Raw genomic sequence first — 14,123 nt, forward strand, 5'->3', positions numbered from 1 at the left:
TTCTTTAGGAGAAAAGAATCAATGCATGAGTTTGCAGTGTGGGCGCCGAAGGCGAAACGCATGACCTTGAAGCTGGGTGAGCAACTGCTCCCCATGGAAGGCCCGAACGATCATGGCTGGTGGTGTACGGTTTGCATGGAAGCGCGGTGTGGCGATGACTATGCGTATCTGATCGACGATGATCCGACTCCCTATCCCGATCCCCGGAGCCTGTGGCAGCCGTATGGAGTTCATGGAGTTTCGCGACTGTACGACCATCGCCTCTTTCCGTGGACCGACCAGCGCTGGCAGGGGCCGCCCCTGTTCGGAGCGGTTCTCTACGAACTGCACATCGGGACCTTCACGAAAGAAGGAACATTCGACTCCGCGATCGAGAAGCTCGATCACCTGGTAGAGCTTGGGATTACGCACGTGGAGATCATGCCGGTGGCGGAGTCTCCCGGCAATCACGGCTGGGGCTATGATGGCGTCGCACTGTCCGCTGTGACGAACAAGTACGGTGGCCCGGACGGCTTGAAGCGCTTCGTCGACGCGTGCCATAACAAGGGCCTCGCCGTCATTCTCGATGTCGTCTACAACCACTTTGGCCCGACAGGGAACTACACGCATAAGTTCGGACCGTACCTGACCGAAAAGCACAAGACGCCCTGGGGCGATGGCGTGAACTTCGAAGATACGGGCAGTGACGAAGTGCGCCGCTTCTTCTGCGACAACGCCATCATGTGGCTGCTCGAATACCACATCGACGGCTTGCGCCTGGACGCAGTGCACGAGCTTACAGACAGGTCCGCCATTCACTTCATGGAGCAGCTCTCAGCCGAAGTGGAGACGGTCGGCGCGATGCTCGGGCGCAAGCTGGTGCTCATCGCCGAAAGCGACCTGAACGATCCGAAGGTCGTGCGCCCACGCGAAGCAGGCGGATACGGTATGGATGCGCAGTGGTCGGATGACTTTCATCACGCACTCTTTACTCTGCTGCACTCCGAGAGTGGGGGCTACTACGACGACTTCGGAAGCTTCTCCTACCTGGGGAAGGCTCTGAAGGAGATGTTCGTGTTTGACGGCAACTACTCCATCTATCGAGCCCGCTCGCACGGCAGGCCGATCGATGGGCTCTCGGCACACCACTTCATCGGCTTCATCCAGAACCACGACCAGGTCGGCAATCGAGCGACAGGAGAACGCCTGGAGCATATTGTTGGTCTTGATGCTGCAAAGGTTGCGCTGGGAATGGTGTTGACCGCACCCTTTATCCCAATGCTGTTTATGGGAGAAGAGTTCGCCGCATCGACACCGTTCCTCTACTTTGCCGATCACGAAGACGAGCAGATGGCGAAGCTGGTCTTCGAGGGCCGTAAGAATGAGTTTTCTGCATTCGGTTTCAATGAGGCGGAACAGATCCCCGACCCGGAGAAGCCGGAGACCTTTGAAGCGTCGAAGCTGAACTGGGACGAAGTCCATGAAGGCAGGCACGCGGAGATGCTGGACTGGACGAAGAAGCTTCTCCATCTGCGCCGGCACTCGCTTTCGCTCAACGATGGCGATCTGAGCCACGTGCTGATTGACTGCCACGAAGAGGAGAGATGGCTCACGATGCAGCGCGGCAAGATGCTCGTGGTGCTGAACCTGGGAGAGAAGCTGACGCGGGTGAAGACGCCTGGACAATATGTCCTGGCGCTGGCGTCGAAGCCGGAGGTTGCGGTCGCACCGGGTGAGGTGGGGATGCCTCCTATGAGCTTTGCGGTATTCTCCGCCGAGGGCAGGGAGCGGGTGTCGTAGCATCGATTTATGCCATCTATAAAGGATGTACAGTCGCCCCCCATCAAGACCATCAGTAGCCGAGAGGTGTACCGCAACCCATGGACGCGTGTGCGTGAGGATGTAATCGAGCGCGAGAACGGCACGCGTGGGATCTACGGTGTTATGGACAAGGACCCGGCCTGCATCGTCATTCCGCTGGAGCAAACCCCGGAGGGCGATTTTCTTTGGCTGGTGCGGCAGTATCGCTACACGGTGGGAGACACGTTCTTCGAACTGCCGCAGGGCGGCTGGGAGACCGCCGAAGTCGATCCCGAGGAACTGGCTCGCGGTGAGTTGCGTGAGGAGACAGGACTGCTGGTCGATCGCATGACGCACCTGACGGATCTATGGATTGCCTATGGCGCGATGCGGCAGATCCACCATGTCTACCTGGCCGAAGGGCTGACGCATGGCGAGACGGAACGCGATCCCGAAGAGCAGGACATGACCGTGCATCGAGTCCCGGTGAGTGAGTTTGAAGCGATGCTGCTGGATGGCCGCGTGATGGATAACTGTACGGCTTCGGCCTGGGGTGTGTATCGGGTCTGGCGTGATCGCAGAGATGTGGTTCGCGAGGCGTAACCCATTTGCCTTCTTAGCTCACCACAAAATTGTCATCTCGACCGAAGGCGGCCTTTTGCGCCGCAGTGGTGAGACCTGCAGCCAAAACGATCTACCCTATGTGATTTCGGAAACGGCTCTAATCTGAATCCTAGCCCTAAACCTTGTTGCGCCGAAAGCAATCTGCGCTGTGATCGTTGACGATGCCTGTCGCCTGCATCCAGGCATAGACGATGACCGGCCCGACAAACTTGAAGCCACGTTTCTTGAGCGTCGCGGAGATCTCTTCGGAGAGCGGCGTCTTCGCCGGAATAGGACCCTTACTGCGGATGGGTTTGTTGCCAGCCAGTCCCCATACGAAGGTGGAGAAGTCTTCACCAGCCTTCTCCATGTCGACGAAGATACGAGCGCCGTTAATCGTTGCTTCGATCTTGGCGCGTGAGCGGACGATACCCTCGTTCTTTAGCAGGCGTGCAATGTCGCGCTCTGTGAACTTCGCGACAATGGCTGGATCGAAGTCTGCAAAGGCCTCGCGGAAAGCCTCACGCTTACGCAGGATGGTGATCCAGGAGAGCCCGGCCTGGAAGCCCTCCAGCATCAGCATCTCCCAGAGCGCACGGCTGTCATGCACTGGCACGCCCCACTCTTCATCGTGGTAGGTCTGGTATAACGGGTCATTCCCAGACCACGCGCAGCGTTGGAGATCGTGTTTTGCCATCTCAGTTCACCATCTTCTGGCGGCGGGACATGAAGTCCATCAACAGATAATTGCCCAGGTTTTGCGGTGTGGTGAAGTAGGCCTTGCCGCGGCACATGGCGCTGACCTTCTGCACGAACTGGACGAGGGCGAAGTCCTGCGCCAGCATGAAGGTGTTGATCATGATGCCCGCTCGCTTGCAGCGGCTGACCTCTTGCAGCGTCTCTTCGATCACGATGGGATCGAGCCCAAACGCGTTCTTGTAGATGCGGCCGTCAGCGAGTGTCAGCGCGGAGGGTTTGCCGTCGGTGATCATCACGATCTGCTTCATGTCCTTGTTCGACCGTTGCAGGATGCGATGCGCAACGCGCAGACCCTCGCGAGTGTTGGTGTAGTGCGGGCCAACCTTGACGCGTGGCAGTTGCGAGATCGGAATCTCCTCGGCGGAGTCATGGAAGAGCACCAGCGAGAGCGTATCGCCCGGATACTGCGTGCGGATGAGATGACTGAGCGCCATCGCGACACGCTTCGCCGGGGTGAAGCGGTCTTCGCCGTAGAGGATCATCGAGTGCGAGCAGTCGAGCAGAACGACGGTCGCGCAGGAGCTCTGGTAGTCGGCCTGCTGCACGTGGAGATCGCTGTACTCCAGGTTGAGCACGCCATTTCCTGTGGGCGCTCCTTCGCGGGCGAAGACGGAGTTGAGCGTGGCGGTGATGTCGAGATTGAGGGAGTCGCCAAACTCATACTGCTTCGAAGACCCATTGGTCTCCACTCCGGCGGCTTCGTAGCTCGTGTCATGGCGGCCGAGCGACGACTTGCCCAGGGGCCCAAGCAGATCGCGCAGCGCCTTGTAGCCGAGGAAGTCCATGCCCTTGTCGGTGACTTCAAAGCGCGAGGACTCCCCGTCTCCCTCTTCGCCCTGTCCCTGGCCTTCGGCGGGCTCCTCGGCGTTGAGGAAGTTCTCGTCCTTCATACGCTGGACGATCTTATCGATCAGCGCCTCGACCTGATCTTCCGGCAGGCTGTCGAACTGCTCCTGCGCATCCTCGTCGAGCAGGTCGCCGGACTCTAGCGCCTGGCGGATGGCCTCGCGCAGGTCGTCCATGGTCTGCTCGCCGTCCATGTTCTGAAAGGGCGAGAAGGGGTCCTGAAAGCCGGAGTTGAGCAAGAAGTCGGAGAGCGCCTGCATCAGGTCGTCGAGCCCGAAGCTCGTGGAGAGGTCGCCGGTGAACTTGGTATAGCGGGTGAGCTTCATAGTAGGCCTGCGTTCTACATTAGACGCTCGGCGATGGTGGAGGATGCGGGGAGTAGTTGTCAGTTCTCAGTTCCGCCGAACCTGCCAAAGGAGAACTGACAACTACCTTATGAACTACGACTTTGTTCCCGAAAGCACCGCGAAGCGGTTGTCCTTGAACCAGCAATCGGCATCGGTAAACCCTGCCTCGCGCATCCAGTGGAGCTGGTCTTCGACGGAGGCGCAGCGATCATCCTGCTGGCGGTAGAGCGAATCCGCGATCTGCTGGGGAGTGGCTCCGGCTTCGCGTACCTGCTGGAGCCAGATCACCTTGTAATGAGCATCGAGGGCGGGCGTGGGGCCTGCTACCTGCTCGGCGTTGACGAAGGTGCCACCGGGCCGGAGCGCGGCGTAGATCTTCTTGAAGAGCGACTTCTTGGCCTCGTTGTCGAGATGATGGATCGAGAGCGCCGAGACGATAGAGTCCTGGTTCTGAGGCAGAGCCGCGGTAGCGTAGTCGGCGACCTCAAAGCTCACATTGGAATCGGTGCCGAGGCGAGTGCGAGCCCGTTCGAGCATCGGCTCGGAGACGTCCATCAGGTGAATGTGGGCCTTGGGATACCAGGTACGCACAAAGGTCGAGAGCAGCCCCGTACCTGCGCCGAGGTCGAGCACACGTTCTGCGCCGCCGACGATCAGGTCGGTGGTGCGGCGATAGAAGGCGTCATAGCAGGGGATCAGCTTGGCGCGATCGGCATCGTAGGTGGCGGCGGTGATATCGAAGATTTCCTGGGTAGGGTTAGACATGGTTGTTTCCAAGGATAAGCGTTTGAGCGAATTATGTCGCTGGCTGGAGTGACGGGTGGGTAGTACGGTTCACTTTAGAACCCGCTTTGGTGCTGTGACTGCCTCTGTCTTTGTTCTTGCTTTTGCCTTTCTGGTTGTCATTCCGAGCGCAGCGAGCGAATGACAACCAGAAAGGCAAAAGCAAAGACAATAAGAATCAGCCCCGGACACCGCTAAGCACGGCAAAGCTGCTGGCCTTGTACCAGCAGTCAACATCCGCGAACCCCGCCTCGCGCAGCCATGCAAGCTGCGGCTCGACGGGCGTGCGTCGATCTTCCTGCTGGCGATAAAGTGAGTCGGCGACCTGCTGCTCGGTCGCCCCCAGGGCACGGACGTCGCTCAGCCAGCGCTGCTGGTAGAGAGTTTCGAGCTCAGGGGTGGGACCGGCGATGTGATCGGCATTGATGAACAGCCCGCCAGGACGGAGCGCCGCGAAGATCAAGGGAAGGATGACCCGTTTCTGTTCGTCTTCGAGATGGTGGATGGAGAGCGCAGAGATCACGGCGTCGCAGGGCGTTGGCAGCGGCACGGTGGTGTAATCGGCGAGCGTATAGGTGAGAGAGGGGCCGTCGCCAAGCCGCTGACGGGCGAGATCGAGCATGGGCTGGGAGAAGTCGATCAGGTGAAGGTGAGCCTTGGGAAAGGCTGCACGGATCATCGAGGAGAAGAGTCCCGAACCCGCTCCAAGTTCCACGATGCACGTAGCCTCCGAGGGAATCTGCTCCAGTGCGGCGGCATAGAAGGCTTCATGGCCGGGGATGAGCCGCATGCGATCACGGTCGTAGGTGGCGGCGGTGGCATCGAAGACGGCGCGAGTGTTGTTCGTTCTCATGCCTAGAACATAAGTGGATGTGATGGATTATGCAATGAAAATAAGAAAATCTAATAGATGTCAAAGCTGGCGATTGGAACTGTTCTCAGGGGTGTAGACGCTGAGCTGCTTGCATGTACCACCCAAACCCTGTCATCTCGACCGAAGACGGCGCTCTTTGCCGTCGTAGTGGAGAGACCTGCAGCCTGCTTGCGCTAGCACCGATGCCCGCACAAGCAAACTGCAGGTCTCTCCACTACGCATGACGATAAAGCAATTATGCTTCGGTCGAGATGACAGTGCTTGGGTGATACGCCTCTTGCGGAGCTGTTCTAGTTGAATCCCCGTCGTGTGCGATTGTGGGCGTCTTCCCGCTCCTGCTCACGCTTGCGTTCTGCGAAGTTCGCTGCCTCTTCGTTGCGCTTGCGCTTTTCACCGGCGCTGAACTTGCGGGCTTCGCTGCGCGAGATGCGCTTATGCGCGGTCATGCCTTCGAGCAGGAACTCCGCCGCTGAGACGGCTACCTCAGGCTGGGACTTCGAGGTGATCTTGAACGGCGTCAGCTTCTCGAAGAGGCCCTGGATCTGTTGGAGTTCCGCCAGAACCGTTGCGGCAGGCTGCTTGTCATTCAACTCCACGGCACCGCCAAGGTTGAACCACTGCTCGATCTGCTGCGTGTTGGTATCGGCAAAGTAGCTGTCGAAGATGTTGGCGACAGAGCTGCGGATCAACTCGCGGATGACGTTGTCCGAACCGCGCATCTCGCCTTCGTACTCCAGCTCAATCTTGCCCGTGATGCCCGGCAGAGCGGCGAAGATATCGCCGACCCGAGGGACGACGAGCGATTCGCCGTGAATCAAAGCCCGGCGTTCGGCGTTCGAGACCACAAGCTCCATCGTGCTGATCGGCAGGCGCTGCGACACGCCCGAGCGTTTGTCGACCTTCTTATCCTCACGCGCGACAAAAGCGATCTGCTCGACGATCTGACGGATGTAGTGCGGAATCTCGATGCGCTGGATGGCGTCGTTGGAGGGAGCATAGGTGCGCGCCGTCCAGGCCTCCTGCTCCGTGATGCTGATGGCTTCGTCGAGCGACTCAGGGTAGTGCGTGCGAATCTCGCTGCCGATGCGGTCTTTGAGCGGGGTGACAATCTTGCCGCGCGCCGTGTAGTCCTCGGGGTTGGCCGAGAAGACGATGGCGACATCGAGTTCCAGGCGTACCGGATAGCCCTTAATTTGTACGTCGCCTTCCTGCATGATGTTGAAGAGGGCGACCTGGATCTTCCCGGCGAGGTCCGGGACCTCGTTGATGGCGAAGATTCCGCGATTGGCCCGGGGCAGCAGACCGTAGTGCATGGTCAGCTCGCTGCCGAGCTCGTGGCCGCTACGCGCGGCTTTGATCGGATCGACGTCGCCGATGAGGTCGGCCACGGTCACGTCCGGAGTTGCGAGCTTTTCGACGTAGCGCTCGATCGGAGTCATCCACGCGATGGGGGTATCGTCGCCGAGCGAGGCGACGAGGTCGCGCGAGAACTTCGAGAGCGGGGCGTAGGGGTTGTCGCGCAGCTCGGAGCCAGCGACGTAGGGGCTGAAGGGATCGAGCAGCGTCGTCAGCGAGCGCAGGATGCGCGACTTCGCCTGGCCGCGCAGGCCCAGCAGGATGAAATTATGCCGCGAGAGCAGCGCATTGACCACCTGCGGAACGACCGTGTCGTCATAGCCGACGATGCCGGGGAAGAGCGATTCCCCTTCCTTCGGTCCCCCAGGGGCGATCTCGCGCAGGCGGGCAATCAGGTTGTCGCGAAGCTCGTCCTTGACGCTGCGGGAGACGCGATCGGCGGTGTAAGCAGAGGTGCGGAGTTGACCCAGGGTGCGCGGAAGTGCAGTCGACGGCATATGTAGAAGTATAGATGTCTTACAGGGAGGGAGGATTCGCGGCGTTGATTATCAATTCTCAATTGCGCGAAGCGCGTTCGTTGACGCTGAACCGTCATGGTTTGCGCTTCGCGCTATGGGGCCGCATTGATTCTTCGGCACTCTAACGCGACTTAGCTCAAATCATCCAGCATTGCCTGCATCTCGCTGGCAGCATGGGCATTATTGGTGCGCTCGCAGGCGGCTAGACCGGCGGCAAGGCGCTCGCGGGCCTCGTCCGTGCGGCCTGCCTTCAACAGCTCCTGGGCGGACATCTGGTAGGCGGGCACGTAGTCCGGGGTGTGCTGCAGGATGGTGGAGAACTCGGTGAGTGCTGCCTCCTGCTTGCCCTCGGAGGAGTAGGCCATGGCCAGGCCGTAGCGGGCAAAGGCGTCGGTGGGGTTCTGCTTCAGGATTTCGGTGAGCATCGCGATCTTGTCCATCTGCTTAGGATGCGGGGAACGCTGGCGAAATGCAAAAGGGGTGCCGGAGAGCAATGATTTGACGGGCAATTTAGAATGGAGAGATGAGTGAAGGCATGTTAGTGCGGCCCGTGAGTGAGTCGCAATCGGAGCGCAGCGAGATTATTTTCCCGGGAGACGCCAATGCGCTCGGCAATCTCTTCGGAGGCAGGCTGATGCAGTTTATCGACCTCGTCGGAGCAATGGCGGCCAGCCGCCACGCACGGGCCATCACGGTAACGGCGTCCATGGATCACCTGGACTTCGTCGCGCCGGTAAAGGTCGGAGATCTGCTGATCCTGAAGTCCAGCGTGAATCGCGCGTACAAGACTTCGATGGAGGTAGGCGTGAAGGCGATGGTCGAAGATGTGCGCGCACAGCGTCTGCGGCATGTATCGTCGGCCTATCTCACCTTTGTCGCGGTAGATAGCACGGGGCAGCGCATCGAAGTCCCCCAGGTTCTGCCGGAGACCGAGAATCAGAAGCGGCGATTTGAAGATGCAGCCCGCCGCCGCGAGATGCGCTCCGAGGAGACCCTGCGCAAGCGTGCGATGCGTGCCGCCATGGCGCCGGAGTGGCATTCGTAGGGCAGTAAGTTTTTAGCAGGAAGAAATAGTTAACAGGAAGAGCAAGGACGAATTCGATGGGACATAGTGGACAGGGAATGCCGCAGGGGCCTCAGCCGTTGCCGGGTGTACAGCATGTGGTGGCGGTGGGATCGGGTAAGGGCGGCGTCGGCAAGACGACGGTGAGCGTCAACCTTTCGGTGAGCCTCGCGAAGCTGGGCTACCGGGTGGGGTTGATTGACGCCGACATCTACGGGCCGAACGTTCCCACGATGCTGGGCATCACGCGGCAGCCGAACATCATCGGTGAAAACCGCATTGAGCCGCTGCAGGCGCATGGCGTTAAGTTCATCTCCATCGGCCTGATCTCTCCCGGCGACAAGCCGATGGTGATGCGCGGGCCGATGCTGCACCAGATCATCCGGCAGTTTCTGCAGCAGGTGGAGTGGGGCGAACTGGACTTCCTCATCGTCGACCTGCCGCCGGGTACGGGCGACGTCGTCATCTCGCTGGTGCAGACAGTGCCGTTGACCGGTGCGGTCGTCGTCTCGACCGGGTCGAGCGTGGCGTTGCAGGATGCACGCAAGGCACTTGAGATGTTCCACCAGGTCAACGTCGAGGTACTGGGGCTGGTAGAGAACATGAGCCAGATGACGCTGCCGAGCGGTGAGGTCATCGACGTATTCGGCGCGGGTGGAACGGAGCAGACGGCGAAGCAGTTCAACCTGCCGTTCCTGGGCTCTATCGACCTCGATCCTCGCGTACGCGAGGGCGGCGATCGCGGTCTGCCGGCGGCGCTGGGTACCGAAGAGTCTCTGCGGGCGCGGGAGTTTGCGGCCATTGCCTTGAAGATCGCCGAGAAGGCTAAAGAAGTCGCAGCACGCAGCGAAGATGTGTTGGAGATTAATTAGAAACAGGAAACAGCGAAGGAAGCGAAACCTGAGCTGGAGGCTATGATGGCGGGCATGAACCAGATGACAATACGGCAGCGGCAGATTCTGACCGCGATCGTCGAGAACTATATCTCGACGGGTGAGCCGGTGAGCTCTGGCACCATTGCGCGTTCACAGGCCTTTGAAAACGGTGCGATGAGCGCTGCGACGATTCGCAACGAGATGGCTGACCTGGCGGATGCCGGCATGTTGGAGCAGCCGCATACCTCGGCTGGCCGCATTCCTTCGGCCGAGGCCTTCCGCATGTACGTCGCCCAGTTGCACGGAGGCTTTGCCGGGCGACTGCCGGGGCTTTCTCTCGCCGAGGTGCAGTCGCAGATCGACTCCAGCTTTGCCGGGGTCGCCGGGGCGCAGGCTCTGCTGGCGCGAACCTCGCATGTGCTGGCGACTCTTTCCAGTGGTGTCGGTCTGGCCATCGGCGCTATCGCGAACGCCGATCTGCTGGAGCACGTACACTTCAGCCGGCTGGCTGCGCGGAGGGTGCTTGCGGTGCTGGTCACGCGCAGCGGCATGGTGCGCGACCGGGTGCTGTCCATCGACCGTGATCTTTCGCTGCGCGAGCTTGAGACTGCCGCAAACTTTTTGAACGAACACTACCGAGGCTGGAACATCGAGCGCGTGCGTGCGGAGTTGGCGCAGCGGTTGGAACGCGAACGCAGCGACTACAGGGAGCTTGCTCAGCAGCTATGGGCAGGTACCGTGCCGGAGGCCGCACACGCCGAACAGGCGGTTTATGTCGAGGGCGTAGCCAACCTCGTCGGGCTCCCGGAAGACCGCGCCCAGTTGCGCGAGATGCTGGCGGCGCTTGAGACCAAGCAACGCCTGGTGGAGCTGCTGAACGCCTACATCGATTCGCGGCAGGAGTCGGTCCGCGTCGTATTCGACCTGGAAGAGCAGGCCCCGGAGATGGCAGGGCTGGTGTTGATCGCCGCACCGGCGCGAGTCGGCGGCGAAAGCGTTGGAACGGTAGGCGTGATCGGGCCCAAGAGAATGCACTATGAGAATGCGATGAGCGCAGTCAGCTACATCGCGCAGGTGTTTGACCGCATCAGCAGCGATGTGACGGGTGGGATGCTTGGACCGCCCCCGCTATGACCCTGAAGCGGAACCGGATAGACGAAGTTCGAGATGCATTCGCGCGATGGTCGCGAATGGGAAACAATGAAGACGGAGCAAAGATGAGCACACAGGACATGACACAGGAAGAGATGATGGACGCCACGCAGCCCGAACCAGAGAACGGAACCGAAGTGATCGAGGCCGATGCACAGCAGGCAGAGATGGAACAGCTTCGCGGCGAGCGCGACCAGTTGAAGGACCGCCTCGCGCGTCTGCAGGCTGAGTTCGACAACGCCCGCAAGCGCGAGATCAAGGAGCGTCAGGACGCTCGCGACTACGCCGTGCAGGGCGCGGTCGAGCCGTTCCTCGGCGTGATGGACAACTTCCAGCTCGCACTGAAGGCCGATGGCTCCGCCGAGCAACTGCGTACCGGGGTGGAGTTGATCCTGAAGCAGATGGAAGAGGCCCTGAAGGGCTTGCAGGTGCAGCCGGTAGAGACCGTGGGAGCGCAGTTCGACCCGCGAATCCACGAGGCTCTGGGCAGCATCGAAACAGTGGAGCATCCTGACCACCAGGTGTTGGAAGAGATTCGCCGCGGCTATAAGCTGCGTGACAAGCTGCTTCGTCCGGCGCTGGTGCGGATCGCAGTGAACACCGCACAGAAGAGCGAGTAGAGAAAATCAGCGCGACCCTTTAATCGCGAATAAGGAATCAGGTAATGGCGACAGCAACGATGAAGATGGATTACTACGAAGTTCTAAGCGTGGAACGCACGGCCACCGATGCCGAGCTCAAGGTCGCGTATCGCAAGCTCGCCATGCAGTTTCATCCGGACCGCAACCCGAACAATCCGGAGGCTGAGGAGCGCTTCAAGCAGTGCAGCGAGGCCTACCAGGTCCTGAGTGACCCGGACAAGCGTGCGGCCTATGACCGTTACGGTCATGCCGGTGTCAGCGGCGCCGGGCCGGGTGGCTTCAACGGCGGCGGCAACCCCTTCCAGGGGCAGGGCGACCTGGGAGACATCTTCGGCGACCTGTTCGGCGAGATGTTCAACATGGGTGGCAGCGGCAATCGCCGGGCATCGCGCGCCCAGCGTGGCCGCGACCTGAAGTTCGACATGCGTCTGGAGTTTGAGGAGGCTGTCTTCGGCGTCGAGCGCGAGATCACGATCCGTCGCGCCGAGGTGTGCGAGGTCTGCTCGGGTTCAGGCTCGGAGGGCGGCAAGCAGCCGGAGACCTGCCAGCAGTGCGGTGGGCGCGGACAGATTCGCACGCAGCAGGGCTTCTTCTCGGTCGCGAGAACCTGCCCGGTGTGCAGCGGAACGGGCAGCATCGTTCGCAACCCCTGCAAGACCTGCAAGGGCGATGCCCGTCTGCAGCGTGAGCACAAGATCCTCGTCAAGGTTCCGGCGGGTGTCGAGCAGGACACGCGCATTCGCTACAGCGGTGAGGGCGACGCGGGACGCTTCGGCGGCCCGGCGGGCGACCTCTACGTGGTGCTCGAGGTCAAGGCTCACAAGTTCTTCGAGCGTGATGGCGACGACCTGCACTGCGTGATCCCGGTAAGCTTCCCCCAGGCGGCGCTCGGCACCGAGATCGAATTGACGACGCTCGAGGGCAAGGAGACGCTGAAGGTTCCCGAAGGCACGCAGAGCGGCAAGGAGTTCAAGCTGAAGGGTAAGGGTGTTCCCCACCTGAACTCGCACGGCAAGGGCGACCTGATCGTCGAGGTAAGGGTGCAGACGCCGAGCAAGCTCAACAAGCAGCAGAAGGAACTGATGAAGCAGCTTGCCGAGACGATGACGGTGGAGAACACCCCGGCTTCGCGCGGACTGTTTGGCAAGGTGAAGGACATCTTCAGCTAGAGCAAGGTGTAGGAAGTGATCGAACGGCGGTGAGGCTATAAGCTTCACCGCCGTTTTCGTTGCTACATGTCTTCGTTGTGGCATGCCTGAGTTGCCAGACTATCGATTACTACAGGCTTTGAAAGGTACGGCCTTTAGGCCGTACGTAGAGGGCAGCCAGAAGTGCGGCTTTAGCCGCGGAGGGAATGTTTGCCGAGCGTACATTCCCTCCGTGGCTAAAGCCACCTGAGCTATGAAGAGTGATGGCGGGACTGAAGTCCCGCCCTTCAAAGCGAGACAACAGATCCCCTATGGGGATGACAGAAAGAAAAACAACAGCGCCGGTCCATCAGGCTCCTAAAGCAAAGCCGAACAGATAGCCAGCCCCGCTATGGCCGCAGTCTCGGCACGAAGAATACGCGGTCCGAGTGTGACATGCTTCCATCCATGCTCAGTAAAGAGCTGCATCTCCTCGGGTGTCCAGCCACCCTCGGGACCAACAGCCAAAGCAACGGACTGACTCGCTTGCTGCAACGCAGCAGCGATCGTGTTCTCCTGCTCCGTCTCGGCGAGCAGCAACTTCGTCTCCGCGCTCACCGACTGCAATGCGGCCTTCAACGTTTGCGGATCATCGACTGTAGGCACATCGCTTCGCCGCGACTGCTGCGCGGCCTCGCGCACGATGCGTCGCCAACGTTCGACACGTTTTGCCGCAGCCTGGGAGAGATGTTTCTCCGTGCGTCGAGCGAGCACCGGCGTGATGCGCTCCGCGCCGAGCTCGGTGGCCTTCTCGATGCCCCACTCCATGTGATCGAACTTGAAGACAGCGAGCAGCAGATGCACCGGCAGTGCGGCATCGGCTTCGAGTTCCTCGTGCAGCGTGAAGACGACTTCGCTATCGGAGACGCTCGTGATCTCGGCGCGATGCAGGAAGCCGTTGGCGACGACGTCAAAGATTTGTCCGGGCTCCGCGCGCAGCACTCGCGCGAGATGAGCGGCCTGGTCGCCGGTGAGCGAAGCGGTTGTGTCGGTGAAGGTGTCGGCGATCCAGCGGCGGCGCGTCATGCTCGTAGGATACTGCGGGAGCGCCTATGTACGACAGGGCACATAGAGGCGTGCACGCGAATGACCCTATAAACATTGGGTGTTAAACACCTCGGGGAACGCTCTGTATCGCGTTCCCCGAGTGTGTTGCCTTTAGTTTGATGCTTTGCCTGGTTGCGTTTGCCTGCGCTCCCATATCGACAAAAATCATCGATGCTGCATTCACGATGTGAAGCAACTAACGAAGGTATAGATTTTGTGCGGCGCATAGTCAAGAAAAAAAGTGATATATCGCAAAGGAATTTTCTAAGCGAGGTCGCGACACGAATCATCTT

The 14,123-nt window shown here is 60.3% G+C and carries 14 protein-coding genes; 7 read left to right on the forward strand and 7 right to left on the reverse strand.

Translation table 11 applies throughout. The features are described 5' to 3' along the window. Positions 1 to 21: 21 nt before the first annotated feature. Together treZ and ACIX8_RS05830 are read left to right on the forward strand one after the other, a co-directional pair. Positions 22 to 1,779, forward strand: coding sequence for a malto-oligosyltrehalose trehalohydrolase (treZ, locus tag ACIX8_RS05825; protein ID WP_014264397.1), 1,758 nt, complete (start codon positions 22 to 24; stop codon positions 1,777 to 1,779). A 9-nt stretch (positions 1,780 to 1,788) separates the two neighbouring features. After that, positions 1,789 to 2,382, forward strand: coding sequence for an NUDIX domain-containing protein (locus ACIX8_RS05830; RefSeq protein WP_014264398.1), 594 nt, complete (start codon positions 1,789 to 1,791; stop codon positions 2,380 to 2,382). A 136-nt stretch (positions 2,383 to 2,518) separates the two neighbouring features. Here the strand turns inward: ACIX8_RS05830 and ACIX8_RS05835 are convergent, their stop codons facing one another. The 6 genes from ACIX8_RS05835 to ACIX8_RS05860 all read right to left on the reverse strand — a co-directional run bounded on the left by ACIX8_RS05835 (position 2,519) and on the right by ACIX8_RS05860 (position 8,290). Next, complete coding sequence (locus tag ACIX8_RS05835) at positions 2,519 to 3,079, reverse strand: DNA-3-methyladenine glycosylase I (RefSeq protein ID WP_014264399.1); 561 nt, start codon at positions 3,077 to 3,079, stop codon at positions 2,519 to 2,521. 1 nt (position 3,080) lies between these two features. Continuing rightward, positions 3,081 to 4,313, reverse strand: coding sequence for a vWA domain-containing protein (locus ACIX8_RS05840; RefSeq protein ID WP_014264400.1), 1,233 nt, complete (start codon positions 4,311 to 4,313; stop codon positions 3,081 to 3,083). A gap of 114 nt (positions 4,314 to 4,427) precedes the next feature. Further along, positions 4,428 to 5,099 carry a class I SAM-dependent methyltransferase gene (locus tag ACIX8_RS05845; protein ID WP_014264401.1) on the reverse strand — a complete coding sequence of 224 codons (672 nt, stop codon included), beginning with the start codon at positions 5,097 to 5,099 and terminating at the stop codon, positions 4,428 to 4,430. A gap of 196 nt (positions 5,100 to 5,295) precedes the next feature. Next, on the reverse strand, positions 5,296 to 5,970 hold the full coding sequence (locus ACIX8_RS05850; protein ID WP_014264402.1) for a class I SAM-dependent methyltransferase: 675 nt from the start codon (positions 5,968 to 5,970) through the stop codon (positions 5,296 to 5,298). Positions 5,971 to 6,281: 311 nt separating this feature from the next. Further along, positions 6,282 to 7,844 carry a sigma 54-interacting transcriptional regulator gene (locus ACIX8_RS05855; RefSeq protein WP_014264403.1) on the reverse strand — a complete coding sequence of 521 codons (1,563 nt, stop codon included), beginning with the start codon at positions 7,842 to 7,844 and terminating at the stop codon, positions 6,282 to 6,284. Between the two features lie 152 nt (positions 7,845 to 7,996). Beyond that, a complete protein-coding gene (locus ACIX8_RS05860; RefSeq protein WP_263053388.1) occupies positions 7,997 to 8,290 on the reverse strand; it encodes a tetratricopeptide repeat protein in 294 nt (97 codons plus the stop codon). A 98-nt stretch (positions 8,291 to 8,388) separates the two neighbouring features. Here ACIX8_RS05860 and ACIX8_RS05865 point away from each other — a divergent pair, with 98 nt between their 5' ends. The 5 genes from ACIX8_RS05865 to dnaJ all read left to right on the forward strand — a co-directional run bounded on the left by ACIX8_RS05865 (position 8,389) and on the right by dnaJ (position 12,765). After that, positions 8,389 to 8,910, forward strand: a complete 522-nt coding sequence (locus ACIX8_RS05865; RefSeq protein WP_044176253.1) for an acyl-CoA thioesterase — start codon at positions 8,389 to 8,391, stop codon at positions 8,908 to 8,910. Positions 8,911 to 8,966: 56 nt separating this feature from the next. Then, a complete protein-coding gene (locus ACIX8_RS05870) occupies positions 8,967 to 9,800 on the forward strand; it encodes an Mrp/NBP35 family ATP-binding protein (protein ID WP_014264406.1) in 834 nt (277 codons plus the stop codon). 45 nt (positions 9,801 to 9,845) lie between these two features. Continuing rightward, positions 9,846 to 10,937 carry a heat-inducible transcriptional repressor HrcA gene (gene hrcA / locus ACIX8_RS05875; RefSeq protein WP_014264407.1) on the forward strand — a complete coding sequence of 364 codons (1,092 nt, stop codon included), beginning with the start codon at positions 9,846 to 9,848 and terminating at the stop codon, positions 10,935 to 10,937. Positions 10,938 to 11,020: 83 nt separating this feature from the next. Further along, positions 11,021 to 11,575, forward strand: coding sequence for a nucleotide exchange factor GrpE (locus tag ACIX8_RS05880; protein ID WP_014264408.1), 555 nt, complete (start codon positions 11,021 to 11,023; stop codon positions 11,573 to 11,575). Between the two features lie 44 nt (positions 11,576 to 11,619). Continuing rightward, a complete protein-coding gene (gene dnaJ / locus ACIX8_RS05885; protein WP_014264409.1) occupies positions 11,620 to 12,765 on the forward strand; it encodes a molecular chaperone DnaJ in 1,146 nt (381 codons plus the stop codon). A gap of 336 nt (positions 12,766 to 13,101) precedes the next feature. Here the strand turns inward: dnaJ and ACIX8_RS05890 are convergent, their stop codons facing one another. Continuing rightward, a complete protein-coding gene (locus tag ACIX8_RS05890; protein ID WP_014264410.1) occupies positions 13,102 to 13,809 on the reverse strand; it encodes an RsmE family RNA methyltransferase in 708 nt (235 codons plus the stop codon). Positions 13,810 to 14,123: the final 314 nt, after the last annotated feature.

Source organism: Granulicella mallensis MP5ACTX8, assembly GCF_000178955.2.
Classification (GTDB): Bacteria; Acidobacteriota; Terriglobia; order Terriglobales; family Acidobacteriaceae; genus Granulicella; species Granulicella mallensis.

Bases quoted from the DNA above. Each gene is read 5' to 3' on its own strand.
- ACIX8_RS05835 (WP_014264399.1), bottom strand. From the start codon at position 3,079: ATGGCAAAACACGATCTCCAACGCTGCGCGTGGTCTGGGAATGACCCG.
- ACIX8_RS05845 (WP_014264401.1), bottom strand. From the start codon at position 5,099: ATGTCTAACCCTACCCAGGAAATCTTCGATATCACCGCCGCCACCTAC.
- ACIX8_RS05855 (WP_014264403.1), bottom strand. From the start codon at position 7,844: ATGCCGTCGACTGCACTTCCGCGCACCCTGGGTCAACTCCGCACCTCT.
- treZ (WP_014264397.1), top strand. From the start codon at position 22: ATGCATGAGTTTGCAGTGTGGGCGCCGAAGGCGAAACGCATGACCTTG.
- ACIX8_RS05850 (WP_014264402.1), bottom strand. From the start codon at position 5,970: ATGAGAACGAACAACACTCGCGCCGTCTTCGATGCCACCGCCGCCACC.
- ACIX8_RS05840 (WP_014264400.1), bottom strand. From the start codon at position 4,313: ATGAAGCTCACCCGCTATACCAAGTTCACCGGCGACCTCTCCACGAGC.
- hrcA (WP_014264407.1), top strand. From the start codon at position 9,846: ATGGCGGGCATGAACCAGATGACAATACGGCAGCGGCAGATTCTGACC.
- ACIX8_RS05830 (WP_014264398.1), top strand. From the start codon at position 1,789: ATGCCATCTATAAAGGATGTACAGTCGCCCCCCATCAAGACCATCAGT.
- ACIX8_RS05860 (WP_263053388.1), bottom strand. From the start codon at position 8,290: ATGCTCACCGAAATCCTGAAGCAGAACCCCACCGACGCCTTTGCCCGC.
- ACIX8_RS05880 (WP_014264408.1), top strand. From the start codon at position 11,021: ATGAGCACACAGGACATGACACAGGAAGAGATGATGGACGCCACGCAG.
- ACIX8_RS05870 (WP_014264406.1), top strand. From the start codon at position 8,967: ATGGGACATAGTGGACAGGGAATGCCGCAGGGGCCTCAGCCGTTGCCG.
- ACIX8_RS05865 (WP_044176253.1), top strand. From the start codon at position 8,389: ATGAGTGAAGGCATGTTAGTGCGGCCCGTGAGTGAGTCGCAATCGGAG.
- dnaJ (WP_014264409.1), top strand. From the start codon at position 11,620: ATGGCGACAGCAACGATGAAGATGGATTACTACGAAGTTCTAAGCGTG.
- ACIX8_RS05890 (WP_014264410.1), bottom strand. From the start codon at position 13,809: ATGACGCGCCGCCGCTGGATCGCCGACACCTTCACCGACACAACCGCT.